The following is a 25790-nucleotide window of genomic DNA, read 5'->3' as shown; positions in this document are numbered from 1 at the left end:
GCAGGTTGTCTGAAAAGCGGAGGGCAGCGCCCTCCACGCGTTAATCGATTTTGCTCAGCAGGTAGCGGTAATGCTCGCCGTCAGACACAAATTCCAGCCGATGGGTGATGCAGGATGGGGCATCCTCAGCATGGTGGGAGACAAACAGCAGCTGGGTTTCACCTTCGCTAATCAGGACATCCACAAAGCGGCGGATCAGCTGACGGTTGAGGGGATCCAGCCCCTGCAACGGTTCATCAAGAATCAGCAGAGTAGGATGCTTAACCAGCGCGCGGACGATCAATGCCAGCCGCTGCTGCCCCCACGACAGGCTGTGGAATGGCGCATCGGCTACCCGGTTGTCCATACCCAGAATATCCAGCCACTGCTGCGCCAGCTTGTGCTGCTTGTCGGATACCGCCTGATAAATACCAATGGAGTCGAAGAAGCCAGAGAGGATCACGTTTCGCACCGTAGTGCTCACCCGGTAGTCCAGATGCAGGCTGCTGCTGACATAACCGATATGCTTTTTGATATCCCAGATGGTTTCCCCGCTGCCGCGGCGGCGGCCGAAGAGGGTCAAATCGTTGCTGTAACCCTGCGGGTGATCGCCAGTGATCAGGCTTAGCAGCGTGGATTTACCCGCCCCGTTGGGGCCGACGATCTGCCAGTGCTCACCAGGATTAACCGTCCAGCTGAGATGATAAAGAATAGGGCGATCGTCGTAAGCAACCACCCCATCGCGCAGCACAATGCGCGGCTGGTCAGGATCCAGCCCGTGGCGTGCCGAAGGGGCATCCGGCTCCGGCAGCGCAATACCGTCCAGTTTCTCGCTGTGGGCCAGCTGTGCAATTAGCGCCTGCCGGAGCAGTACGGTTTTCTCGCCGGTTTCGGTCAGGCTACAGTCCGCCAGCACGCCCGCGTAATGTACGAAATCCGGGATCTCATCAAAGCGGTTAAGGACCAGCACAAGGGTGTATCCCTGCTGGTTAAGCGACGCCAGCAACGCTGCCAGCTGCGCACGGGACTGCACATCCAGTCCGTCAAACGGTTCATCCAGAATCAGGAGTTCCGGCTCGCTCATCAGCGCCTGACACAGCAGCGTTTTGCGCGTCTCGCCGGTAGAGAGATATTTAAAGCGGCGGTTAAGCAGGGCGGTAATGCCAAATTGCTCCGCCAGCTGCTGACAGCGGGCAGGATCTTTTATCTCATCCTGGATAATGTCCGCCGTCGTGCGGCCGGTATCTTCTTCGCCGGGGCTGAGCAAATCGGTATTGTTACGCTGCCACTCATCGCTGACCAGCTTTTGCAGCTGTTCAAAGGAAAGGCGCGTCAGCCGGGTAAAGGTGCACTGACGCTCACCCTTCAGCTGGGTTAATTCACCCGACAGGGCGCGGGCCAGCGCCGATTTTCCGCTGCCGTTCGTGCCCACAAACGCCCAGCTTTCTCCGGCGCGTAAGGTTAATTCTGGCAACAATAAGGTACGGGTATCGCTAAGACGAAACGTGCCTTGCGAAATATGCAATGATGACATGTGTTATCCCATTTTTTGCAGCAACAGATGTCAGGGATACTCAGTGTTGGTGGGGTTGTCAATGCGCTTAGCACAATGTGGCGATAATTACCCGGTCTGCATTGAAATATGCGGTCACCACAGCACCTTCATCTAATTCGGTCGCGTCGTTCACCGGAACGGTGGCGCAGAGCGACTGTCCATCCGGCAGGGTCATCAGCACTTCACACTGTTCTGCGCCGCGCTCGATGTGGCTGATACGCCCGCGTAGCTGGTTGTCGGCCTCGGCGGCCTGCTCAGGGTTAAGCGTGATGCTGATCCAGGGCGCTTTGAGTAATACCAGCACTTCCTGATCTTCGTTCAGCCCGAGGCGTTGACCGCTTTGCGCGGTGATGGCGGCTTTCAGGCGCGTTGTGCCGTCCGCGAGCAGGATCTCAATATGCTCCTGCACCTGCGAATGATCGCGCCCCGTCACCGTACCAAACCATTGGTTGCGGGCGCTGGTCTGCAAAGAGAAACGGGAGATGGCGCCCAGCAGGCTGTCCAGCGGCAGGTTGTCGTCATCGCTCAGCACATCAAATGCTTTTTGCTGGATCTGCGCCAGTAAGTCATAGAGCTGGATCAGGCGTTGCCCGTAACGCGTCAACACGGCGCCGCCGCCGCCTTTTCCGCCGGTGGCGCGCTCTACCAGCGTTTGTTCGCTTAGGGTGTTCATGTCGTTAATCGCATCCCAGGCGCTTTTATAGCTGATGCCGGCGTTTTTGGCTCCCTGGCTAATCGAGCCAGTTTGTTCTATTTGTTTTAACAGGGCGATGCGTCGCGGATCGGCGAAAAGCTTCTGCTGAAGTCGTAGGGTGAGGAGAATTTCGGCCTGCATAACAATGTCCCGGCAAAAAGGTTATTGTGACCCAAATGTCCGGGGGCGGAAAGCGCACCGCACAAAAGGGGATGTTTTTCTTACTTTTCAGGGTAGAATAAGCCGTTCACAAGATCTGGAGAAAACCATGTTAGAGTTGTTGAAAAGTCTGGTATTCGCGGTAATCATGGTGCCAGTAGTGATGGCTATCATCCTCGGTGCCATCTACGGCTTGGGTGAAGTGTTCAACGTCTTTTCGAATATTGGTCATCGTCGTGACCAGCCTAAAAAGCAGCAATGATTTCCTCCAAAACGCCCGGCCAGCCCGGGCGTTTTGCTCTCAAGTTTATTCCTCTCCCGCCGATATCTTTTACAACGTTCCTTGAGTTTACACATTAATGGGTACGATTTAGCGCTAGGAACGCCTGCGATATGTCGTTATATTTGTTTGTATATAACGATACGCACAGGAGCTTCAAATGGCACGTTCATGGGTACGCCTTTTCGCAGGGGCAACACTGACTCTCTCACTCACCGCCCACGCGCTGGCGGATGAAGGAAAAATCACGGTCTTTGCGGCGGCGTCGCTGACTAACGCGATGCAGGATATTGCTGCGGTATACAAAAAAGAGAAAAACGTCGAGGTCGTTTCGTCGTTTGCCTCCTCGTCCACGCTGGCCCGCCAGATCGAAGCGGGGGCTCCGGCTGATCTGTTCATCTCTGCCGATCAGAAATGGATGGACTACGCGGTGGAGAAAAAATCTGTTGATACGGCTAGCCGCGAAACCCTGCTGGGAAATAGCCTGGTGGTGGTCGCGCCCGCAAACAGTAAGCAGGGCGACATCGCCATCAACAAACAGACGGACTGGACCCGTCTGCTCAACGGTGGCCGTCTGGCGGTGGGCGATCCGGAGCATGTCCCTGCCGGGATTTATGCGAAAGAAGCGCTGCAAAAACTGGGCGCATGGGAGACCTTATCGCCGAAGCTGGCTCCCGCAGAAGATGTGCGCGGCGCGCTGGCGCTGGTGGAGCGTAACGAAGCGCCACTCGGGATCGTTTACGGCTCCGATGCCGTCGCCAGTAAAGGTGTGAAGGTGGTCGGTACCTTCCCGGAAGACTCGCATAAGAAAGTAGAATATCCTGTTGCGATAGTTGATGGACATAAAAATGCGACCGTGACGGCCTTCGTTGACTACCTGAAGGGGCCTGAAGCGTCCGCTATCTTTAAACGTTACGGATTTACGACTCACGAATGATATTGACCGAACCTGAATGGCAGGCCGTGCTGCTGAGCCTGAAAGTCTCTTCCCTGGCGGTTGCGCTGAGTTTGCCCTTTGGGGTGTTCTTTGCCTGGTTACTGGTTCGCGTGAAGTTTCCAGGCAAAGCCCTGCTCGACAGTGTTCTCCATCTTCCGCTCGTGTTACCGCCTGTGGTGGTCGGCTATCTGCTGCTGATCTCCATGGGGCGACGCGGTTTTATCGGCGAATGGCTGTACGACTGGTTCGGCCTGACCTTTGCTTTCAGCTGGCGCGGCGCGGTTCTGGCCGCGGCAGTAATGTCCTTCCCGCTAATGGTGCGCGCTATCCGCCTGGCGTTGGAGGGGGTGGATATCCGGCTAGAGCAGGCCGCCCGCACGCTGGGCGCAGGCCGCTGGCGGGTATTCCTGACCATTACGCTTCCGCTCACCTTACCGGGCATTATCGTCGGTACGGTGTTAGCCTTCGCCCGCTCACTGGGTGAGTTCGGCGCGACCATCACCTTTGTGTCCAACATTCCCGGCGAGACGCGGACCATCCCGTCGGCCATGTATACCCTGATTCAAACCCCGGGTGGCGAAGGTGCGGCGGCCCGGCTGTGTATTATTTCGATTGTACTCGCCCTGGTCTCGCTGCTGTTGTCTGAATGGCTGGCGCGCCTCAGCCGTGAACGGATGGGGAAACCGTGATGCTGGAACTCAACTTTACGCAAACCATGGGCAGCCACACTCTGACGCTTAACGAAACGCTGCCTGCCAGCGGTATCACCGCCATTTTTGGCGTTTCCGGGGCAGGGAAAACGTCGCTGATTAATGCGATTAGCGGCCTGACGCGTCCCCAGTCTGGCAGAATTGTGTTAAATAACCGCGTCTTAAACGACGCGGAGAAGAAGGTCTGCCTGTCACCGGATAAGCGCCGCATCGGCTATGTGTTTCAGGATGCGCGCCTGTTTCCGCACTACAGCGTGCGCGGAAATCTGCGCTATGGCATGGCAAAAAGCATGGCCGGACAGTTCGATAAGCTGGTGGCGCTGCTGGGCATCGAACCGCTGCTTGATCGTCTCCCGTCTTCGCTGTCGGGTGGTGAAAAACAGCGCGTGGCGATTGGCCGCGCCCTGTTAACCGCGCCGGAATTGTTGCTGCTGGATGAGCCGCTGGCCTCGCTGGATATTCCGCGCAAGCGCGAGTTGCTGCCGTATCTGCAACGTCTGGCGCGGGAAATCAACGTGCCCATGCTGTACGTCAGCCATTCGCTGGATGAGATCTTACATCTGGCCGACAAAGTGCTGGTGCTGGAGGCGGGCAGGGTGAAGGCATTCGGCAATCTGGAAGAGGTATGGGGCAGCAGCGTTATGCATCCGTGGCTGCCAAAGGAGCAGCAGAGCAGCATTCTGAAGGTGAGCGTGCTGGAGCACCATCCACATTATGCGATGACCGCGCTGGCGCTGGGTGACCAGCATTTGTGGGTGAATAAAATCGATACGCCGATTCAGTCCACGTTACGGATCCGCATTCAGGCGTCGGATGTCTCCCTGGTGCTGCAACCGCCGCTGCAAACCAGTATCCGCAATATTTTGCGCGCAAAAGTGGCGCAGTGTTTTGATGATAACGGCCAGGTAGAAGTGCAACTGGAAGTGGGCAACAGAACGCTGTGGGCGCGCATCAGCCCGTGGGCCAGGGATGAGTTAGGCATCAAGCCTGGCCTGTGGCTTTACGCGCAAATCAAGAGCGTCTCTATCACCGCCTGATTACAGCAGGTGGGTATAAATATACTGCGCGATGCTGTCGGTGGTGTTATCGCCAATCACCACGTTAGCACGCGCTTTCACCGCATCATCGGCGTTGCCCATCGCCACGCCCGTTCCGGCCGCTTCCAGCATGCTGATGTCGTTATAGTTATCGCCGAAGGCAATCACGTCCTGCATTGACCAGCCCTGTGACTCAACGAACTGGGTCAGACGCTTTCCTTTGCTGTTGCCTTTACGGGCGATATCCACCTGATCGTGCCAGGACCATTCACATTCCAGACCCAGCGTATGCTCGACATGTTTTGCGAAAGTATTCAGTTTGGCGGTGTCTTCATCGGTCAGGGCAAATTTCCAGATTGCCTGGACGTCTTCCGCCGCCTGGCGCAGGGAGGAAACCTGAGTGAACACCGGACGCTGCGCTTCCGGCAGAGACAGGGCCCAGTTGCTGGTGCGGATCACATGGCCGGTAGGGCGTTCATACAGCATGGCGTTATCCACATACATCAGGCCGTGAATCGCGTGCTCATCCAGTAAATCAATCAATTGCAGCGCCTGCGCAACGGGAAGCGGATCAGAGGTTAAAACCTTTTTTGCCTGATAATCATACAAATAAGTGCCATTACAACAAATTGCAGGTGTATCTAAGCCCAGTGCCTGATAAAAAGGATGAATGGCTACGTGATGTCGACCCGTTACGATGAGAAGTTGATACCCCGCTTCCCGGGCTCGTTTGAGGGCCTCAAGAGAAGAGGGGAGCAGGGTTTTCTGAGGGGTAAGCAGTGTTCCGTCTAAATCCAGGGCAATCACTCGCGAGGTCATTTTTTCTTCCGGGTTAATGTTGAATTTAAGGTCTGTCGGGATGGTACACCGAGAGCGGAACCCTGCAAAATCCCGGACTACAATTCAGCATTCACCGTTAAAAATAATCAGGAGTATTCATGAAACAAACCGTTTATACCGCCAGTCCTGAAAGTCAGCAGATCCATGTCTGGCGTTTGAATACAGAAGGTTCGCTTACGCTGGTTCAGGTTGTTGATGTGCCAGGCCAGGTGCAGCCGATGGTCGTCAGCCCGGATAAACGTTTTCTTTATGTCGGGGTACGCCCGGAATTCCGCGTACTCGCATACCGCATCTCCCCGGATGACGGCGCGCTGACCTATACCGCAGAAGCGCCGCTGCCGGGCAGCCCGACCCATATTTCTACCGACCATAAAGGCAACTTTATCTTCAGCGGCTCCTACAATGCAGGCTGCGTGAGCGTCACCCGCCTGGAAGACGGTATTCCCGTTGAAACCGTCGACGTGGTAGAAGGGCTTGAGGGTTGCCACTCCGCCAACATTTCGCCGGATAACCGCACGCTGTGGGTGCCAGCGCTGAAGCAGGATCGCATCTGCCTGTTTACCCTGAGCGATGACGGTCATCTGGTCGCGCAGAGCCCGGCGGAAGTCACCACCGTGGAAGGCGCAGGCCCGCGCCATATGGTCTTCCACCCGAATCAGCAGTATGCCTATGTCGTTAACGAGCTGAACAGCTCGGTAGATGTCTGGGAGCTGAACGATCCTAACGGGCAGATCGAGTGCGTACAGACGCTGGACATGATGCCAGCTGATTTCTCCGACACACGCTGGGCGGCAGACATTCACATCACGCCGGATGGCCGCCACCTGTATGCCTGTGACCGTACCTCCAGTCTGATCACCGTCTTCAGCGTCTCAGAAGACGGCAGCGTTCTGGCAGTTGAGGGCTTCCAGCCGACAGAAACCCAGCCGCGCGGCTTTAATGTCGATCACAGCGGCAAATACCTGATTGCGGCGGGGCAGAAATCCCACCACATCGCGCTCTATGAAATCAAAGGCGTGCAGGGTCTACTGGAAGAGAAAGGACGCTATGCGGTCGGACAAGGGCCGATGTGGGTTGTAATTAACGCTCACTGATCCGTAGACGAAAAAAAACCTCGCACATGCGAGGTTTTTTTATGCGTGGTTAATGCATGAGGTAGGCCGGGTAAGGCGTAGCCGCCACCCGGCAGCAGGCATTTTACTGCTTCGGTTCAGCAACCACTTTGCTACCCAGACCGCGGTTGTTGTATTCCCACATGCGGTTGAAGTTAGCGTCGTTCAGGTTACGCTGCACGTTGTCTTTATCATCCACCGTGCCGGTGTTGCCGGAGAAAGGACGTTTCGAGATCGCCGCATCCGCCCACGGTTTCGCCATGTTAAAGCCTTCGTTAATCACGCTGTCGCGGATCACGACCTGGCCGTTAGTGGCGGAGTCCACGTCCAGAGAGCGGCCAAGCTGCGCCACGCCATCGCCAGCAGCAGTAAAGCGGCTATTCACGGCCAGGAAGCCATAGAACAGATTGGACTGCGTGGCCGGGGCAAAGACGTAACCTTCCTGCTGCGTACGTGAATTCACCACGCGGAAGTCGGTGTTATCAAATACCACCGCGCCGCGACCGGAGACCATATCCACGTCGCCTTCAATGTAGCTGTTGGTGACCAGAGTACGCGTCAGACGATTGTTCTGAAGGGTATTCTGCACGCCGCTGTTGGTCACGAAGAAGGTATTCTGGCGGCCCAGGATATTGACGTTGTTAATCTGTACCTTGTCGCCATCGCTACGCAGCGCCACGGCCTGGTGATTACCGGCGTCAACGCTGTCGCCCAGGGTGTTCTGAATGGTCAGGTTCTGCAATTGCAGGCCATTGTTCTGTGACCAGAATACTGCCGAGCACATCACGCCAATGGTGGCGGCACGTTTGCGCTGGCAGTTATCAAACATATACCACGCCGGTTTACCTGGCATGTATTTACCGGCCGGGTTCACCAGATGGCGCCAGGTGGTGCTGTCGATCTCTGAATCAATCGCCAGGCCAATTTTCACGTCGACCGCTTTTTCGCCAAGTCCGTAAAGCGTAATGCTTCCCGGTGCAGCCGGAACATAAACGGTTCCTTCGTATTCACCCGGCAGGATGGCAATGTACTGACGAGATGCGCTGTGTTTGGTGATTGCGGCATCAACAGCTGCCTGAATTGAGGTGTGCGTAACGCCCTCTGCTCCGGCCGGGCCGACAACGAAGTCTGGCTGTTTCGGCAGGTTAATAGAAGAAGGCGTCCATGGGGCTGCATTGGGATCCATCGCCGTGAAATAGTGCGCACGGGTGAAGTTCTTCGCTTCAGCCGCTGACAGGATCGGACGGGAAGCGGTGCCCGGAGCAACCTGCTCAGAAGGTTGCTGATCCGGTGGTGTTGAACTGCAAGCGGATAAAGTCACGCCAAAGGCGAGTGCCAACGCCAGACGGGAAATCCTGGAAATATTCAAGGTAATGCTCCTGGGTATGCAAGTCTTATCTGAATAGACGAAATAGCCTGCTTTTTTATACTAAGTTGAGCGAAACGGGAAGATAAAAACGGGAAAAGTTGCATTTTTGCCCGCAGGCGACGGGAAAGTCATCACAAATAAATAACATTTTCCTGCAAGGCGGTTGACAGCAGGTGACAGATGAAAATAAATGTCTATACAACCCATGACAAGCGGAAGGCACATGCAGCAGCTTCATCCCGATGATGTGATATGGCGAAATGCGCGACTGGCGACCCTGGCAACAGGTGAGCCGGAACCCTATGGTCTGAAAGAACAACATGCCCTCGTCGTGCGCGGCCAGACGATTGCGGCCGTTATTCCTGAAGCCGAGATCCCCTCCGGGCATCGTCAGTGTGTCGATCTCGACGGGCGTCTGGTTACTCCCGGCCTGATCGATTGCCACACCCATCTGGTGTTCGGCGGCGATCGCGCAGCGGAATGGGAGCAACGGCTTAACGGCGTGTCGTATCAGACCATCAGCGCGCAGGGCGGCGGTATTAACGCCACGGTCACGGCGACCCGCAACAGTTCGCCGGAAATGCTCCTGACGGTGGCACAGCAGCGGCTCCAGCGGCTGATGAATGAAGGCGTAACGACCATTGAAATCAAATCGGGATACGGACTGAATGCCCAGGCCGAAGAGAAAATGCTGCTGGTTGCCCGCCAGCTCAGCCTGAACAATCTGGTCGATATCAGCCCGACGCTGCTGGCCGCGCACGCCGTTCCTGCCGAGTACCGACAGGATCCGGATGCCTATCTCACGCTGGTCTGTGAGCAGATCATGCCCACGCTGTGGCAAAAAGAGTTATTTGAAGCGGTGGACGTGTTTTGTGAAAACGTCGGCTTTACCCCGGCGCAAACCGAGCGCCTGTTCCAGGCCGCCGCCGCGCTCGGGATACCGGTTAAAGGGCATGTAGAGCAGCTGTCGAATCTGGGCGGCGCGGCGCTGGTCAGCCAGTATAAGGGGCTGTCGGCCGATCATATTGAGTATCTCGATGATTCAGGTATTCAGGCGATGGCGCAAAGCGGCACGGTGGCGGTATTGCTCCCCGGCGCGTTCTATTTTCTTCAGGAGCGCCAGCGTCCACCGGTGGCGCAGCTCAGAGAGCAGGGCGTGCCGATGGCGGTGGCTACCGACTACAACCCGGGCACCAGCCCGTTTGCCAGCCTGCATCTGGCAATGAACATGGCCTGCGTCCAGTTTGGCCTCACGCCGGAAGAGGCCTGGGCTGGCGTGACGCGGCATGCGGCGCAGGCGCTAGGTCGTGGTGCGACACACGGGCAGTTAAAGCCCGGTTATGTGGCTGATTTCGTCGTCTGGGAGGCGAAGCATCCGGTTGAGATGGTTTACGAGCCGGGGCGGAATCCTTTATATCAACGCGTGTTTCGGGGGCAGGTAGCATGAAATTGTGGCATCCCGTTTCCCCGCAGGTCTGGCAGGGTCGTGACGACAGCGCCGAATCCAGCACCGCGAAACGTCTCTTCCAGACCATACAGCAGCGCGTACACTTTGCACCCGTGCCGTCAGGCATCGCCCTGCTGGGCTTTGAATGTGATGAAGGGGTTAAGCGTAACCAGGGCAGGCCCGGTGCTGCACAGGCTCCCGATGTGCTGCGCGGCGCGCTGGCGAATATGGCGAGCCATCAGGGGCATGCGCGCCTCGTGGATATGGGCTCCATTTTTGTTGAAGGCAATGCGCTGGAGGCGGCACAGCAGGCGCTGAGCGAGGCCATAACCGCGTGCCAGCAATCCGGGATGCGTACTCTGGTTTTTGGCGGTGGACATGAAACCGCCTGGGCGCACGGGCGCGGCGTGCTTGACGCCTTTCCGAACGATCGCATTGCGGTGATCAACCTGGATGCGCACCTCGATTTACGTAAGGCTGAACGGGCTACGTCCGGCACGCCGTTCCGCCAGCTGGCGCACTACTGCGCGTCGCAGTCGCGGGCGTTTCACTACGCCTGCCTGGGGGTAAGCCGTGCGGCGAATACCCAGGCGCTGTGGGAGGAAGCTGAACTGTTGAACGTGATGCTGGTTGAAGATCTCGATTTTCGCCGGGATGCGCTATCCGCGCTGGATAGCGTGCTTGCGCAGGCAGACCGGGTTTATCTCACCATTGACCTCGATGTGCTGCCCGCCGCAGAAATGCCCGCCGTATCCGCCCCTGCGGCGTTGGGGATCCCGGCGCTGGATCTGTTCCCGGCGATTGAGCGTATCTGCCGAAGCGGTAAACTACAGGCGGTGGATCTGGTGGAATATAATCCGCACTACGACCGGGACGGTCAGGGGGCGAAGCTTGCCGCCCGACTGGCCTGGCAAATTGCTCACTGGTGGGCATAACAACATTCAAGGAGTCATGATGTTTTCACGCTCGCCCCTGCCGCAGCCGAGCCCTCCCGCGCCTTTTTACGAAAAGGTGAAGCAGGCGATCAGCGAAAAAATTGCTGCCGGCGTCTGGCGTCCGCACGACCGTATTCCCTCCGAAGCTGAACTGGTCGCGCAGTTTGGCTTTAGTCGAATGACCATTAACCGGGCGCTGCGGGAACTGACCGATGAAGGGTTGCTGGTGCGTTTGCAGGGTGTCGGAACCTTTGTCGCCGAGCCAAAAGGACAGTCGGCGCTGTTTGAAATCCGCAGCATTGCCGATGAAATTGCCGCCCGCAACCATCAGCACCACTGCGAAGTGCTGGTGCTTGAAGAGACGCAGGCCAGCGCCGAACAGGCCATTGAGCTGAACGTTAATGAGGGCACCCGGATCTTCCATTCGGTGATGGTGCATTATGAGAACGATATTCCGGTCCAGATTGAAGATCGCTGCGTCAACGCGGAGCGGATCCCGGACTACCTGAACCAGGATTACACCCAAACCACACCGCATGCGTATCTCTCGCTCGTCGCCCCGCTGACGGAAGGGGAGCATATCGTGGAGGCCGTGCGCGCCACGCCTCAGGAGTGCGAGTTGTTGCGTATTAAAGAGCACGATCCCTGCCTGCTGATCCGCCGTCGTACCTGGTCATCCTCGCAGATCGTGTCGCATGCGAAGCTGCTGTTCCCGGGGAATCGTTACCGGTTGCAGGGCCACTTTATGTCATAAGTTTTATAAGCGTGATCGCTAACGCAATATAGCAAAATTGTATCTTTTTTGTTAAATCCGGCCTTGTGTGTGCTTGTCTATACAAGTATATCTAAATGCATCACCTGTCCCTTATGAGGAACACACAATGTCGTCAGATAAATACCGCAAGCAGGATGTCCGCGCCGCGCGCGGCACCACGCTCACCGCAAAAAGCTGGCTTACCGAAGCACCGCTGCGCATGTTGATGAACAACCTTGATCCTGAGGTAGCAGAGAATCCCCATGAGCTGGTGGTCTACGGCGGCATTGGCCGCGCCGCGCGCAACTGGGCGTGCTATGACGCGATTGTTGAGTCTTTGACGAATCTCGAAAACGACGAAACGCTGCTGGTGCAATCCGGCAAACCGGTTGGCGTATTCAAAACCCATAAAAATGCGCCCCGTGTGCTGATTGCCAACTCCAACCTGGTGCCGCACTGGGCGACGTGGGAACACTTCAACGAGCTGGACGCAAAAGGGCTGGCCATGTATGGCCAGATGACCGCGGGCAGCTGGATCTACATCGGCAGCCAGGGGATTGTGCAGGGCACCTATGAAACCTTCGTGGAAGCGGGCCGACAGCACTATAACGGCTCACTGAAAGGCCGCTGGGTGCTAACCGCCGGACTGGGCGGCATGGGCGGCGCGCAGCCGCTGGCCGCGACGCTGGCCGGCGCGTGCTCCCTGAACATTGAGTGCCAGCAGAGCCGCATCGATTTCCGTCTGCGTACCCGCTATGTTGATGAACAGGCCGACAACCTCGATGACGCGCTGGCGCGCATCAAAAAGTACACCGCTGAAGGCAAAGCCGTGTCGGTTGCCCTGTGCGGCAACGCGGCGGATATTCTGCCGGAACTGGTGGCGCGCGGCGTGCGTCCGGATCTGGTCACCGACCAGACCAGCGCTCACGATCCGCTTCATGGTTACCTGCCAAAAGGCTGGACGTGGGAAGATTACCAGCAAAAAGCGGAAACCGATCCTGAGGGCACGGTACTGGCGGCTAAACGCGCCATGGCGGAACACGTCTCCGCGATGCTCGCCTTCAGTAAGATGGGGATTCCGACCTTTGATTACGGGAATAACATCCGCCAGATGGCGAAAGAGATGGGGGTGAATAACGCCTTTGACTTCCCCGGCTTCGTGCCCGCCTATATTCGTCCGCTGTTCTGCCGCGGCATCGGGCCGTTCCGCTGGGTTGCCCTGTCCGGCGACCCGGAGGATATCTACAAAACCGACGCCAGAGTGAAGGAAATTGTCGCCGACGATGAACATCTGCACCGCTGGCTGGACATGGCGCGCGAGCGCATTAATTTCCAGGGCCTGCCAGCGCGTATCTGCTGGGTCGGGCTGGAGTGGCGGCAAAAACTCGGCCTCGCCTTTAACGAAATGGTGCGCAGCGGCGAAGTCTCCGCGCCGATCGTCATTGGCCGCGACCACCTGGACTCCGGCTCTGTCGCCAGTCCGAACCGTGAAACCGAAGCCATGCGCGACGGCTCGGATGCGGTCTCCGACTGGCCGCTGCTGAATGCCCTGCTGAACACCGCCAGTGGCGCAACCTGGGTGTCGCTGCACCACGGCGGCGGCGTCGGGATGGGCTTCTCCCAGCACTCCGGGATGGTCATCGTCTGTGACGGTACCGACGAAGCGGCGGCACGTATTGCTCGCGTGCTGCATAACGACCCGGCAACCGGCGTAATGCGCCACGCGGATGCGGGTTACGAGATTGCCATTGATTGTGCCAAAGAGCAGGGCCTGAACCTGCCGATGATCCCCGCCACACAAGGAAAGCCTGCATGAACGCGTTAACACTTACTCCCGGCTCTTTGTCGCTCAAACAGCTGCGTCACGTCTGGCGTCAGCCGGTGACACTCGCCCTTGATGAAAGCGCCCACCGTGCCATTAATGACAGCGTGGCCTGCGTGGAGGCGATTGTAGCGGAGGGGCGCACCGCCTACGGCATCAATACCGGGTTTGGCCTGCTGGCACAGACCCGCATTGCCACGCACGATCTGGAGAATTTACAACGTTCGCTGGTGTTGTCGCACGCGGCGGGGGTTGGCCAGCCGCTGGACGATGAGATCGTCCGCCTGATGATGGTGTTGAAAATCAACAGCCTGGCGCGTGGGTTTTCCGGCATTCGTCTGAGCGTGATCCAGGCGCTGATGGCGCTGGTGAATGCGGAAGTTTATCCGTGGATACCGGCAAAAGGCTCCGTCGGAGCTTCCGGCGATCTGGCGCCGCTGGCGCATATGTCACTGCTCCTGCTGGGTGAAGGCAAGGCGCGCTGGCAAGGGGAGTGGCTGCCTGCGAAAGAGGCGCTGAAAAAAGCCGGCTTAGCGCCGATCACCCTCGCGGCAAAAGAAGGGCTGGCGCTGCTCAACGGCACGCAGGCGTCGACGGCCTTTGCGCTGCGCGGCCTGTTTGAAGCGGAAGATCTGTTCGCCTCCGCGGTGGTGTGTGGTGCGCTGACCACTGAAGCGGTGCTCGGCTCGCGTCGTCCGTTCGATGCCCGCATCCACGAGGTGCGCGGCCAGCGTGGTCAGATTGATGCCGCAGCCATGTACCGCCACGTACTTACCGATACCAGCGACATTGCCGATTCGCATCACAACTGCGAGAAGGTGCAGGATCCGTATTCTCTGCGCTGCCAGCCGCAGGTGATGGGCGCATGCCTGACACAGCTTCGCCAGGCGGCAGAAGTGCTGCTGGTGGAGGCCAATGCTGTGTCCGACAACCCACTGGTATTTGCTCAGGAAAACGAGGTGGTCTCCGGCGGCAACTTCCACGCCGAGCCGGTGGCGATGGCCGCAGATAATATCGCGCTGGCGATTGCCGAAATCGGAGCGTTGTCCGAGCGTCGAATCGCACTAATGATGGATAAACACATGTCCCAGCTGCCGCCATTCCTGGTGCGCAACGGTGGGGTGAACTCGGGCTTTATGATCGCCCAGGTCACCGCCGCAGCACTGGCAAGCGAAAACAAAGCCCTGTCGCATCCGCACAGCGTGGACAGCCTGCCAACGTCAGCAAATCAGGAAGATCACGTTTCGATGGCCCCGGCTGCCGGGCGTCGACTGTGGGAGATGGCCTCCAACACCCGCGGCGTGCTGGCGGTGGAATGGCTGGCGGCGTGTCAGGGTATTGATTTACGCGAAGGGCTAAAATCCAGCCCGCTGCTGGAGCAGGCGCGTCATACGCTGCGCGAGCACGTTACGCACTACGATGAGGACCGCTTCTTTGCGCCGGATATTGATAAGGCGATACAGCTTCTGGAAGAAGAAACCCTTGCAGGACTGCTACCTTCCGTGCTGTGATTTTTACCCTCACCCTAACCCTCTCCCACAGGGAGAGGGAATTGTTAGGTTTTCTCCCTCTCCCTGTGGGAGAGGGCCGGGGTGAGGGCATCAGCCCGCACGATTATGAATACATCGCCGTAATCGACGCGCTGCCCAGCGAATGGAAATGGACGTTAAAGCCTACCATTGCCCCGCTCGCCCCTTCGTCAACCTCAATCTTGTCCACATCCAGCGCGTGCACCGTGAAGATATAGCGGTGCGTTTCCCCTTTTGGCGGCGCCGCGCCGCCGTAGCCCGCTTTGCCAAAGTCCGTGCGGGTCTGAATCGCACCGTCGGGCAGGGCAACCAGATCGGAACCGGAACCCTGCGGCAGCACGCGGGTGTCGGCGGGCAGGTTTGCCACGATCCAGTGCCACCAGCCCGAGCCGGTTGGCGCATCCGGATCGTAGCAGGTCACGACAAAACTTTTGGTTCCCGCTGGTACATCGTCCCACGCCAGATGGGGAGAGATATTATCTCCCTGATAACCCATCCCGTTAAACACGTGACGTTCCGGCAGCTTTTCGCCGTCGCGCAAATCTTTACTGATGATTTTCATCCTATTTCCCTCGTTACTCACTCATTCAGAAAGTGTAACGCATGGGGTTAAATCGTGAAATGCGCTGATATGTTAACGGCTTTAACCATTGCCCCGGTCAGCTTGTGGAGCTGATCCGGAGAAATACTGTACGGCGGCATGAGGTAAATCAGCTTACCGAAAGGTCGCACCCAAACGCCCTGGTCAACGAAGAAGCGCTGCAACGCGGCCATGTTCACCGGATGCGTTGTCTCGATCACCCCGATGGCGCCCAGCACGCGGACGTCCGCGACGTATTCCGCCTCCACCGCTGCGCTTAGCTGCTGCTTCAGCTGCGCCTCAATCGCCGCCACCTGCGTCTGCCACTCGCCGCTCTCCAGAATGGCGAGGCTTTCGCTTGCCACGGCGCAGGCCAGCGGGTTGCCCATAAACGTCGGGCCGTGCATAAAGCAGCCCGCGTCGCCGTCGCTGATGGTGTCGGCAACCTGGCGGGTGGTGAGCGTGGCGGAGAGCGTCATGGTGCCGCCGGTGAGCGCTTTCCCCAGGCACAGAATATCCGGCGCGATCCCCGCATGCTCGCAGGCAAACAGCTTCCCGGTACGGCCAAAGCCGGTGGCGATCTCATCGGCAATCAGCAAAATCCCTTCGCGGTCGCACATCTTCCGAATGCGCTTCAGCCACTCGGGGTGATACATCCGCATTCCGCCCGCGCCCTGCACAATCGGTTCGAGAATAACGGCGGCAATCTCGTGGCGATGGGCCGCCATCAACCGCGCGAAGCCCACCATGTCCATCTCGTCCCATTCGCTGTCGAAGCGGCTCTGCGGGGCTGGCGCAAACAGGTTTTCCGGCAGGTAGCCTTTCCACAGGCTGTGCATGGAGTTGTCCGGATCGCACACCGACATCGCCCCGAAGGTGTCGCCGTGATAGCCGTTGCGGAAGGTGAGGAACCGCTGGCGCGTTTCGCCCTTCGCATGCCAGTACTGCAACGCCATTTTCATCGCCACTTCCACGGCCACCGAGCCGGAATCAGCCAGGAAAACACACTCCAGCGATTCAGGCGTCATCGCTACCAGGCGACGGCATAAATCCACCGCGGGCTGATGCGTGATCCCGCCAAACATTACGTGTGACATCTGGTCAATCTGCGCTTTCATCGCCGCGTTCAGACGCGGGTGGTTGTAGCCATGGATCGCCGCCCACCAGGAGGACATCCCGTCAACAAGCCGCTCGCCGCTGGCGAGATGCAGCTCGCAGCCGTGGGCCGAGGCTACCGGATAGACGGGAAGGGGGCGGGTCGTGGAGGTGTAAGGGTGCCAGATATGCTGCTTGTCGAAGGTGAGATCGTCCTGGGTCATAATCGACTTGTAAACCATTTTGAAAAGTTTTAGGTTTACAAGTATAAACCGAACCGACAATTAACAAAACCCTTTGGAGAAGCCCGATGGCTCACCACGCACGCTGGACGATGTCGCAAGTCACTGAATTATTCAACAAACCTTTCCTGGAGCTCATGTTTGAAGCGCAACAGGTGCACCGCCAGCACTTCGATCCGCGTCATGTTCAGGTCAGCACGCTGCTGTCGATTAAAACCGGGGCTTGCCCGGAAGACTGCAAATATTGCCCGCAAAGCGCGCGCTATAAAACCGGTCTCGAATCCGAGCGCCTGATGGAAGTCGAGCAGGTGCTCGACTCAGCGCGCAAGGCCAAAAACGCTGGCTCAACCCGCTTCTGCATGGGCGCGGCGTGGAAAAACCCCCATGACCGCGACATGCCCTATCTGGAGCAGATGGTGAAGGGGGTGAAGGAGATGGGGCTTGAAGCCTGCATGACACTGGGTACGCTGAACGAGGAGCAGGCGCAGCGCCTCTCGGCGGCAGGGCTGGATTACTACAATCACAACCTCGATACCTCGCCGGAATTCTACGGCAACATCATCACCACGCGCACCTATCAGGAGCGTCTGGACACGCTGGATAAAGTGCGTGATGCGGGGATCAAGGTCTGTTCCGGCGGGATCGTGGGACTGGGCGAAACGGTAAAAGATCGTGCCGGCCTGCTGTTACAGCTGGCGAACCTGCCGACCCCGCCGGAAAGCGTGCCCATCAACATGCTGGTGAAGGTAAAAGGCACGCCGCTGGCGGATAATGAGGACGTGGATGCCTTCGATTTCATCCGCACCATCGCGGTGGCGCGCATCATGATGCCAACCTCTTACGTTCGCCTCTCTGCCGGTCGCGAGCAGATGAGCGAGCAGACCCAGGCGATGTGCTTTATGGCCGGGGCCAACTCCATCTTCTACGGTTGCAAACTGCTGACCACACCAAACCCGGAAGAGGACAAAGACGTTCAGCTGTTCCGCAAGCTGGGGCTGAACCCACACCAGACCGGGGTACAGGCGGGGGATAATGAGCAACAACAGCAGCTGGAGCAGCAGATATTCAACGCCGACACTGACCAGTTCTACAACGCGGCAGCCGTATGACCTGGCAGGCACGTATCAGGACCGCGCTCGACGAGCGGCGGGCGGCGGATGCATTTCGGGTACGCAGGGTAGTGGAAAACGGTGCAGGCCGTTTTCTCACCCGGGAAGGAGAGCGGTTCTGTAATTTCTCCAGCAACGATTATCTGGGCCTGAGCCAGCACCCGCAGATCGTTCGTGCCTGGCAGCAGGGCGCGGATCGTTACGGCGTGGGCAGCGGTGGCTCCGGGCACGTCAGCGGCTACACCACGGCCCATCAGGCGCTGGAGGAAGAGCTGGCCGACTGGCTGGGCTACCCGCGGGCGCTGCTGTTTATCTCCGGTTTTGCCGCGAATCAGGCGGTGATTGCCGCCCTGATGGGCAAAGACGACCGCATCATCGCGGACCGCCTGAGCCACGCCTCCCTGCTTGAAGCCGCCAGTCTCAGCCCGGCACAGCTGCGGCGTTTTGCCCATAACGATGCCTCTCAGCTGAACGTCCTGCTGGGTAAACCCTGTTCAGGGCTTCAGCTGGCGGTCACGGAAGGGGTATTTAGCATGGACGGCGACAGCGCGCCCCTGGCCGCGTTGCACGACGCCGCAAAACAGCAAAACGCATGGCTGCTGGTCGACGATGCCCACGGCATTGGCGTCACCGGCGAGGAGGGGCGCGGAAGCGCTTATCAGCAGGGCGTCAGGCCGGAACTGCTGGTGGTCACCTTCGGCAAAGGCTTCGGCGTCAGCGGTGCCGCGGTGTTGTGCAGCGAGCCGGTGGCCGACTACCTGGTGCAGTTCGCCCGGCACCTGATCTACAGCACCAGCATGCCCCCGGCGCAGGCCGTGGCACTCTCTGCGTCGCTTGCGGTGATCCGCGGCGAAGACGGCGCTGAACGCCGGGCTCGCCTGGCCGACCATATTCAGCGTTTCCGCCGGGGGGTAAGCGAACTGCCTTACCGGCTTACCGACTCGCACAGCGCCATTCAGCCCGTGATTGTGGGTGAAAACCATCGGGCGCTGATGCTGGCACAGGCGCTACGAGAACGCGGGCAGTGGGTCACGGCGATCCGCCCACCCACCGTGCCGCCAGGCACCGCGCGCTTGCGTCTGACGCTTACGGCAGCGCACGAGCCGCAGGATATCGATACCCTTCTGGAGGCACTGTATGTCTCCCGTCAATAAACAGGCCGTTGCCGCTGCGTTTGGCCGGGCAGCGCAAAGCTATTCACAGCACGATGAGCTGCAACGCCTGAGCGCGCGCGGGCTGCTGGCCGCGCTCGGGGAGGGGCATTTTATGCAGGTGCTGGACGCGGGCTGCGGGCCAGGCGGCAATAGCCGCTACTGGCGCGCAACGGGCAGCCACGTCACGGCGCTGGATTTATCCGCGCAGATGCTGGATGAAGCCCGCCAGCAGCAGTCAGCAGAGCGCTATCTGGTGGCCGATATCGAGGCCATCCCGCTGGAGGATGCGCTGTTTGACCTCGTCTGGAGCCATCTGGCGGTGCAGTGGTGCACCAGCCTGTCGCAGGCGCTACGCGAGCTTTACCGCGTGGCACGGCCCGGCGGAGCGGTGGCCTTTACCACCCTGCTGGAAAGTTCGTTGCCGGAGCTGAATCAGGCGTGGAGGGCGGTGGATGCGCAGCCGCACGCCAACCGGTTTCTCTCGCACGAACAGGTCACACAGGCGCTGGCCGGCTGGCGCTATCGCAGCGTGGTCCAGACCGTCACCCTCGAATTTAGCGATGCGTTAAGCGCCATGCGCTCTCTTAAGGGCATAGGCGCGACGCACCTGCACGCCGGTCGGGAGAAGAAACCCCTTACCCGCGAACAACTCCAGCGTCTCGGGCTGGCCTGGCCGCAGGATCGGGGCCGGTTCCCGCTCTCTTATCATCTTTTTCATGGGATTATTGAACGTGACTGAACGTTATTTTGTTACCGGTACGGACACCGAAGTCGGTAAAACGGTTGCCAGCGCCGCGCTGTTGCAGGCGGCGCGTCTGCTGGGGAAAACAACGGCCGGGTATAAGCCCGTAGCCTCCGGCAGCGAGATGACGCCGGAAGGCTTACGCAATACTGATGCGCTGGCGCTACAGCGTAACAGCAGCCTTGCGCTGGCCTATTCTGCGGTGAACCCCTATACCTTTGCTGAACCCACCTCGCCGCACATCGTCAGCGCCGATGAAGATCGTTCGATTGATTTTTCGGTGCTCTCTTCCGGATTACGCAACCTGGAAACGCAGGCCGACTGGGTGCTGGTGGAGGGGGCTGGCGGCTGGTTTACCCCGCTGTCCGACGAGCAGACCTTTGCTGACTGGGTGCAGGCCGAACAGCTTCCGGTCATTCTGGTAGTCGGCGTGAAGCTTGGCTGTATCAATCACGCCATGCTGACCGCTCAGGCCGTGCAGCAGGCCGGGTTGCGTCTGGCAGGGTGGATTGCCAATGACGTGGTTGCGCCGGGTAAACGTCATGCTGAGTATCTGGCGACGCTGAAGCGGGTGCTGCCTGCGCCGTTTCTCGGCGAGATCCCGTGGCTTGCCGACGGCGCAGAGCAGGCGGAAACCGGACGCTATCTTGACCTCAGCGCCTTATGTCCCGCGCCATCCAGTGCGCAATAAGGTCGTCATCCAGCTCGTTAACGTGGCCCTGTGCCACGTTACGCCCGCGATAGAGCATGCAGAAACGATCCGCTACCCGGCGGATAAACGACAGCTGTTGCTCCGCTAACAGCACCGTCATTCCCAGCTCCCGATTCAACCGTACCAGCAGTTGACCCAGCCTGCGGGCGAAGCCTTGCCCTGCGCCATACATGGGCTCATCCAGAATCAACACGCGCGGGCGATTAACCAGCGCACTGGCGAGGGCCAGCTGATACTGGTCGTCGGGGGACAGCGCAGAGGCACGGCTCTGTCGCAGCGGATAGAGCTCCGGAAACAGGGCGTACACGTCATTTTTTGATGTCGGGTCGGATTTCCCCGTCGCCCGCATAGCGATATGCAGATTTTCATCGACGGTCAGTTGGGAAAATATCCGCCGATCCTGCGGGACGTAGCCTATCGTTGGCGGCGCCGTTAATGCTGACGCAGGGCTGAGCAAATTACGCGGCGGCGCGCCAGCCTCATGCCAGATGATGGTGCCGCTCTCAACGGGCACCTTTCCGGTAATGCAGTTCATGAGCGTGGATTTACCCATGCCAGGCAGGCCAACAATGCCCGTACAGATGCCTTGCGGGAAATCGATATTCACGTTCCATAGCGTATGTTGGCTTCCGTAAAACTGATTTACAGCACGCAGACTCAACATCTTTCTCTCCTTAAAAATGTGTGGGGTAATGCTCAGGCTGATATCTGCAAAACGCCTGCCAGCAACAAAATAATGATTAAAAAAGAGCCATTTTTAGGAATAACCCACTGCTAAAAGCTTAACGTTTGTTCGAATTGCACGCTCCCGGTGCCGTGCGTGTCGAATCGTGGTGCAGGGAAAATGACGGAATTGTGATTAAGATCTCGCCGGTTACTTATGAAAAAATGAACGTTTTCCAGGCAAAAAAGAGTGATAAAAATTTTTTACTGCCGCTTCGTGGGAAAAACCGGGAATTTGCTGGAGTGCATGCTGTACGGGCTGGAGGCAGTTATCCACTATTCCTGTGGATAACCTTGTGCATTAGAGTTAGAAAACACGCGATAAGCGAGAGAATACGCGGGTTACGCCCAAATTGATGCGAAACGCGGCTTTAGGAAATAGTCTATATTTTTTAACGAATTAGATAAAAGCAATTCCCTCAGCGCCAGCGACACCTGTTGCCATAAAACTTTCATAACCGCCCTTGACAAATGTTAAAAAAGTAATAGTTCTGGGGATAACCCCCTGAGGCTGGTGTTTTATATTGTCACAGTTGAAATTTAGCTCGCGAACGCACTAATCCTCTCTGCGCTACGCTAAATATCCTGACACGCTACTGGTTTTCCATCCAGTGTTTTTTACTGGCAATCCTGGCCACAACGAGTAAAATTACTCACCTGCCGCTTATTCTGTCATCAGGTCGTCGCCCATGAGTAAACCGTTCAAATTGAATTCTGCTTTCCGTCCTTCCGGGGATCAGCCCGAGGCCATTCGTCGCCTGGAAGAGGGGCTGGAAGACGGGCTGGCGCACCAGACCCTGCTGGGGGTAACCGGTTCGGGTAAAACCTTCACTATTGCCAACGTCATTGCCGATCTTCAGCGTCCTACGATGGTTCTCGCGCCGAACAAAACGCTGGCGGCGCAGCTGTATGGTGAGATGAAAGAGTTCTTCCCGGAAAACGCGGTGGAGTATTTCGTCTCCTACTACGACTACTACCAGCCGGAAGCCTACGTTCCCAGCTCCGACACGTTTATCGAGAAAGATGCCTCGGTGAACGAACATATCGAGCAGATGCGTTTGTCGGCGACCAAGGCGCTGCTGGAGCGTCGTGATGTGGTGGTGGTGGCCTCGGTGTCGGCGATCTACGGCCTGGGCGATCCGGATCTCTATCTCAAGATGATGCTGCACCTGACGCAGGGGATGATCATCGATCAGCGGGCGATTTTGCGCCGTCTGGCGGAGCTGCAGTACACCCGTAACGATCAGGCGTTCCAGCGCGGGACCTTCCGCGTACGTGGTGAGGTGATTGATATCTTCCCGGCGGAATCGGACGACATGGCGCTGCGCGTAGAGCTGTTTGATGAAGAGGTTGAACGCCTGTCGCTGTTCGATCCGCTGACCGGTCATGTGGAGTCGGTGATCCAGCGCTTCACCATCTACCCAAAAACGCACTACGTGACGCCACGCGAGCGTATCGTACAGGCGATGGAAGAGATTAAAATTGAGCTGGCAGACCGCCGCAAGGTGCTGCTGGCGAACAACAAGCTGCTGGAAGAGCAGCGCCTGAGCCAGCGTACCCAGTTCGATCTGGAGATGATGAACGAGCTGGGCTACTGCTCCGGCATCGAAAACTACTCGCGCTACCTCTCCGGACGCGGGCCGGGCGAAGCGCCGCCGACGCTGTTTGACTACCTTCCGGCGGACGGCCTGCTGGTGATCGACGAATCCCACGTTACGATCCCCCAGATCGGCGGGATGTACCGCGGTGACCGCGCGCGTAAAGAGACGTTGGTGGAGTACGGATTCCGACTGCCGTCAGCGCTGGACAACCGTCCGATGAAGTTTGAAGAATTTGAGGCGCTTGCTCCGCAGACCATCTACGTATCGGCGACGCCGGGCAACTACGAGCTGGAGAAATCCGGTGATGACGTGGTGGACCAGGTTGTGCGTCCGACCGGGCTGCTGGATCCGATTATCGAGGTGCGTCCGGTGGCGACGCAGGTGGACGATCTGCTCTCGGAAATACGTGCCCGTTCCGCCATCAACGAGCGTGTACTGGTGACCACGCTCACCAAACGTATGGCGGAGGATTTGACGGAGTATCTGGAAGAACACGGCGAGAAGGTGCGGTATCTGCACTCGGATATTGATACCGTGGAGCGTATGGAGATCATCCGCGACCTGCGCCTGGGCGAGTTCGACGTGCTGGTGGGTATCAACCTTCTGCGAGAAGGTCTGGATATGCCGGAAGTGTCGCTGGTGGCGATTCTGGATGCGGACAAAGAGGGCTTCCTGCGTTCCGAGCGCTCGCTGATCCAGACCATTGGCCGTGCCGCGCGTAACGTCAACGGGAAGGCGATTCTGTACGGGGATAAAATCACCCCGTCGATGGCCAAAGCGATTGGCGAAACGGAACGTCGTCGCGAGAAGCAGCAGCGCTATAACGAAGAGCACGGCATCACGCCGCAGGGGCTGAACAAGAAAGTGGTGGATATCCTGGCGCTGGGTCAGAACATTGCGAAGACCAAAGCGAAAGGGCGCGGCAAGGCCCGTTCAGTGGTGGAAGAGGATACCGTCGCGCTGACCCCGAAAGCGTTGCAGCAAAAGATCCACGAGCTGGAAGGGCAGATGATGCAGCACGCGCAGAATCTGGAGTTCGAAGAGGCTGCGCAAATCCGCGATCAGCTGCATCAGCTGCGGGATCTGTTTATTGCGGCATCGTAGTTTTTTGCCCGGTGGCGTTTTCTCCCTCTCCCTGTGGGCTGAGGGATCCCCAGTAATTTTTTTATGCAAAAGCAATAAAGTTGCTTTCTAAATGACTGAGGGCTGTCAGCGATGCCCTGGTCCGGCTGTAAATCGCTGAGGCGTTTGCCTTCCGGCCGGGGCGAGGCGCAGGGATGCGCCGAGAGGGCGGCTTTACAGGGATGTTGCCTCCGCCCGTACCCGATAAGCCGGAAGGAATAAGCCGAGGGCACCGCGAAGCGGCGATTTACCGCCGGGAGCCCGGGTCGCCAGGGTGGTGGCGACTGAGCCACCCTGGCACGTTCACCGGTCATGTCGTTACAGAGTAGCAAGGAACATAAAGTGAACGGAATGACCACCACCGCCGTATGTTCCCCTCACCCTAACCCTCTCCCCGGAGGGGCGAGGGGATTGCTCAGTGCTCGCATTAATTTGTGGGGAACCCTCAGCCCTGTGGGAGAGGGCCGGGGTGAGGGCATCAGGCCGCACAAAACGAACCTAACCTAATGCCTGAATCGCCTTCTCCAGCGCCTCGCGCAGCAGATGGCGGTCGTGGCGATATTTAATATCGCTGGCTTCCAGCGGCTCCTGCACCACCACGCGATCGCCAATCCCCGACACATCTACTTTTGGCCCGACCACGACACCATCGATAATTTTCTTACCAACATACTGTTCCATCAGGTCCAGCTTATCCGCCAGCGACAGGCTTGCCGCCGCCGGACTGAGTTCGCGGCCTAAATTACCGATATAGACCATGGGCGCAGGCGTTCTGCGCAGCGCCTGCGCCAGCTCTTTCACCAGCAGGATCGGCATCAGGCTGGTATAAAAACTCCCCGGCCCAATCAGGATCAGATCGGCCTCGCCAATCGCTTCAACCGCTTCACGCGTTGCGGGTACGCTGGGGTAGGTCATCAGCTCTTTTGGCGGAAGGAGAAGCTGGTCGATATTCACTTCACCATACACTTCGTGATCGTCAGCATCGATCGCCATCAAATCTACCGGCTGTTCGGACATCGGGATCAGGAACGCATCCACTTTTAGCAGGTTACGAATTAAATTGATCGCTTCCAGAGGGCGCACGCTCAGGTGATCCAGCGCCTTTAACATCAGATTTCCAAGGTTATGGCCTGAAAGTTCGCCATTTCCCCCAAAACGGTACTCAAACATCGCCGAGGCCACGCTTGGCTCAGTGATGAGCTGGTTGAGGCAGTTGCGCATATCACCCCAGGCTATCCCGCCTTCAGCACGTCGGATCCGCCCGGTTGAGCCGCCGTTGTCCGTTGTTGTCACGATGCCCGTCAGGCGTGAGCCCAGTGACGATAACGACGACATAACCCGTCCCAGACCGTGACCTCCTCCAAGAGCGACCACGCGGTCCAGATCCGCAAAAGTGCGATTGCGCATACCTATTCCTTATCCTGTTAAGCTTGCGTCACAGTAACGCAACTACTCCTAAAAGACGATGCCTCTCACAAACCATAATGACGTATATCAATGCGAAAGCGCTGTTTTTGCGTATTCTATAGTGAAAATGCACGATAACATCGT

The 25790-nt window shown here is 58.1% G+C and carries 23 protein-coding genes; 15 read left to right on the top strand and 8 right to left on the bottom strand.

Annotated elements, in window-relative coordinates; genetic code table 11:
* Positions 1-40: 40 nt before the first annotated feature.
* Positions 41-1513 (bottom strand): molybdate ABC transporter ATP-binding protein ModF, encoded by a 1473-nt coding sequence (gene modF, locus L350_RS12950; RefSeq protein WP_032624639.1) that lies wholly within the window; start codon positions 1511-1513, stop codon positions 41-43.
* Between the two features lie 67 nt (positions 1514-1580).
* Positions 1581-2369: a molybdenum-dependent transcriptional regulator gene (gene modE / locus L350_RS12955; RefSeq protein ID WP_032624638.1), complete on the bottom strand. Its 789-nt coding sequence runs from the start codon at positions 2367-2369 to the stop codon at positions 1581-1583.
* A 127-nt stretch (positions 2370-2496) separates the two neighbouring features.
* Between modE and L350_RS12960 the strand changes: the two genes are divergently transcribed.
* The 4 genes from L350_RS12960 to modC all read left to right on the top strand — a co-directional run bounded on the left by L350_RS12960 (position 2497) and on the right by modC (position 5351).
* Positions 2497-2649: an AcrZ family multidrug efflux pump-associated protein gene (locus L350_RS12960; RefSeq protein ID WP_003858549.1), complete on the top strand. Its 153-nt coding sequence runs from the start codon at positions 2497-2499 to the stop codon at positions 2647-2649.
* Positions 2650-2827: 178 nt separating this feature from the next.
* The gene (modA, locus tag L350_RS12965) at positions 2828-3604 is read left to right on the top strand and encodes a molybdate ABC transporter substrate-binding protein (protein WP_032624637.1); all 777 of its coding nucleotides are present in this window, start codon (positions 2828-2830) and stop codon (positions 3602-3604) included.
* The gene (gene modB / locus L350_RS12970) at positions 3601-4293 is read left to right on the top strand and encodes a molybdate ABC transporter permease subunit (RefSeq protein WP_032624636.1); all 693 of its coding nucleotides are present in this window, start codon (positions 3601-3603) and stop codon (positions 4291-4293) included. Before modA ends, modB begins: the two co-directional genes overlap by 4 nt.
* Positions 4293-5351, top strand: a complete 1059-nt coding sequence (gene modC / locus L350_RS12975) for a molybdenum ABC transporter ATP-binding protein ModC (RefSeq protein WP_032624634.1) — start codon at positions 4293-4295, stop codon at positions 5349-5351. Before modB ends, modC begins: the two co-directional genes overlap by 1 nt.
* Here the strand turns inward: modC and L350_RS12980 are convergent, their stop codons facing one another.
* Entirely contained in the window at positions 5352-6170 is an 819-nt protein-coding gene (locus L350_RS12980; protein WP_032624633.1) for a pyridoxal phosphatase, read from the bottom strand.
* Between the two features lie 119 nt (positions 6171-6289).
* Between L350_RS12980 and pgl the strand changes: the two genes are divergently transcribed.
* Entirely contained in the window at positions 6290-7285 is a 996-nt protein-coding gene (pgl, locus tag L350_RS12985; RefSeq protein WP_023305719.1) for a 6-phosphogluconolactonase, read from the top strand.
* 103 nt (positions 7286-7388) lie between these two features.
* Here pgl and L350_RS12990 read toward each other — a convergent pair whose 3' ends face one another.
* Positions 7389-8672 (bottom strand): putative acyl-CoA thioester hydrolase, encoded by a 1284-nt coding sequence (locus L350_RS12990; RefSeq protein ID WP_032624632.1) that lies wholly within the window; start codon positions 8670-8672, stop codon positions 7389-7391.
* Positions 8673-8895: 223 nt separating this feature from the next.
* On the opposite strand from L350_RS12990, the gene hutI reads away from it, so the two are divergent.
* The 5 genes from hutI (at position 8896) to hutH (ending at position 15141) form a co-directional block, all read left to right on the top strand.
* Positions 8896-10119 carry an imidazolonepropionase gene (gene hutI / locus L350_RS12995; protein WP_032624631.1) on the top strand — a complete coding sequence of 408 codons (1224 nt, stop codon included), beginning with the start codon at positions 8896-8898 and terminating at the stop codon, positions 10117-10119.
* Complete coding sequence (hutG, locus tag L350_RS13000; protein ID WP_032624630.1) at positions 10116-11054, top strand: formimidoylglutamase; 939 nt, start codon at positions 10116-10118, stop codon at positions 11052-11054. Before hutI ends, hutG begins: the two co-directional genes overlap by 4 nt.
* A 19-nt stretch (positions 11055-11073) precedes the next feature.
* Positions 11074-11808: a histidine utilization repressor gene (locus L350_RS13005; RefSeq protein ID WP_032624629.1), complete on the top strand. Its 735-nt coding sequence runs from the start codon at positions 11074-11076 to the stop codon at positions 11806-11808.
* A gap of 127 nt (positions 11809-11935) precedes the next feature.
* The gene (gene hutU / locus L350_RS13010; protein WP_003858533.1) at positions 11936-13624 is read left to right on the top strand and encodes a urocanate hydratase; all 1689 of its coding nucleotides are present in this window, start codon (positions 11936-11938) and stop codon (positions 13622-13624) included.
* Positions 13621-15141: a histidine ammonia-lyase gene (gene hutH, locus L350_RS13015; RefSeq protein WP_032624627.1), complete on the top strand. Its 1521-nt coding sequence runs from the start codon at positions 13621-13623 to the stop codon at positions 15139-15141. Before hutU ends, hutH begins: the two co-directional genes overlap by 4 nt.
* Positions 15142-15244: 103 nt before the next feature.
* Here hutH and L350_RS13020 read toward each other — a convergent pair whose 3' ends face one another.
* Both L350_RS13020 and bioA read right to left on the bottom strand, forming a co-directional pair.
* Positions 15245-15721 carry a kinase inhibitor gene (locus tag L350_RS13020; RefSeq protein WP_003858531.1) on the bottom strand — a complete coding sequence of 159 codons (477 nt, stop codon included), beginning with the start codon at positions 15719-15721 and terminating at the stop codon, positions 15245-15247.
* A 47-nt stretch (positions 15722-15768) separates the two neighbouring features.
* A complete protein-coding gene (gene bioA, locus L350_RS13025) occupies positions 15769-17058 on the bottom strand; it encodes an adenosylmethionine--8-amino-7-oxononanoate transaminase (protein ID WP_032624626.1) in 1290 nt (429 codons plus the stop codon).
* Between the two features lie 86 nt (positions 17059-17144).
* Here bioA and bioB point away from each other — a divergent pair, with 86 nt between their 5' ends.
* From bioB to bioD, 4 genes are read left to right on the top strand one after another with little or no spacing between them, the layout of a single operon-like run.
* Positions 17145-18185 carry a biotin synthase BioB gene (bioB, locus tag L350_RS13030; protein ID WP_017384942.1) on the top strand — a complete coding sequence of 347 codons (1041 nt, stop codon included), beginning with the start codon at positions 17145-17147 and terminating at the stop codon, positions 18183-18185.
* Positions 18182-19339, top strand: a complete 1158-nt coding sequence (bioF, locus tag L350_RS13035) for an 8-amino-7-oxononanoate synthase (protein ID WP_032624624.1) — start codon at positions 18182-18184, stop codon at positions 19337-19339. Before bioB ends, bioF begins: the two co-directional genes overlap by 4 nt.
* Positions 19323-20078 (top strand): malonyl-ACP O-methyltransferase BioC, encoded by a 756-nt coding sequence (bioC, locus tag L350_RS13040; protein WP_032624623.1) that lies wholly within the window; start codon positions 19323-19325, stop codon positions 20076-20078. Before bioF ends, bioC begins: the two co-directional genes overlap by 17 nt.
* Positions 20071-20772 carry a dethiobiotin synthase gene (gene bioD, locus L350_RS13045; protein WP_074143142.1) on the top strand — a complete coding sequence of 234 codons (702 nt, stop codon included), beginning with the start codon at positions 20071-20073 and terminating at the stop codon, positions 20770-20772. Before bioC ends, bioD begins: the two co-directional genes overlap by 8 nt.
* Here bioD and L350_RS13050 read toward each other — a convergent pair.
* Complete coding sequence (locus L350_RS13050) at positions 20735-21457, bottom strand: ABC transporter ATP-binding protein (RefSeq protein ID WP_023305730.1); 723 nt, start codon at positions 21455-21457, stop codon at positions 20735-20737. The two genes, bioD and L350_RS13050, sit on opposite strands and share 38 nt — an antisense overlap.
* 748 nt (positions 21458-22205) lie before the next feature.
* Between L350_RS13050 and uvrB the strand changes: the two genes are divergently transcribed.
* On the top strand, positions 22206-24221 hold the full coding sequence (uvrB, locus tag L350_RS13055) for an excinuclease ABC subunit UvrB (protein WP_003858519.1): 2016 nt from the start codon (positions 22206-22208) through the stop codon (positions 24219-24221).
* Positions 24222-24737: 516 nt separating this feature from the next.
* Here uvrB and yvcK read toward each other — a convergent pair.
* Positions 24738-25646: a uridine diphosphate-N-acetylglucosamine-binding protein YvcK gene (gene yvcK / locus L350_RS13060; protein WP_023299636.1), complete on the bottom strand. Its 909-nt coding sequence runs from the start codon at positions 25644-25646 to the stop codon at positions 24738-24740.
* Positions 25647-25790: the final 144 nt, after the last annotated feature.

Origin of the sequence: Enterobacter sp. MGH 4 (genome assembly GCF_000534735.1) — a bacterium.
Classification (GTDB): Bacteria; Pseudomonadota; Gammaproteobacteria; order Enterobacterales; family Enterobacteriaceae; genus Enterobacter; species Enterobacter intestinihominis.
The sequence above is the reverse complement of the archived record's forward strand: the minus strand, read 5'-3'. Positions and strand labels throughout refer to the sequence as shown.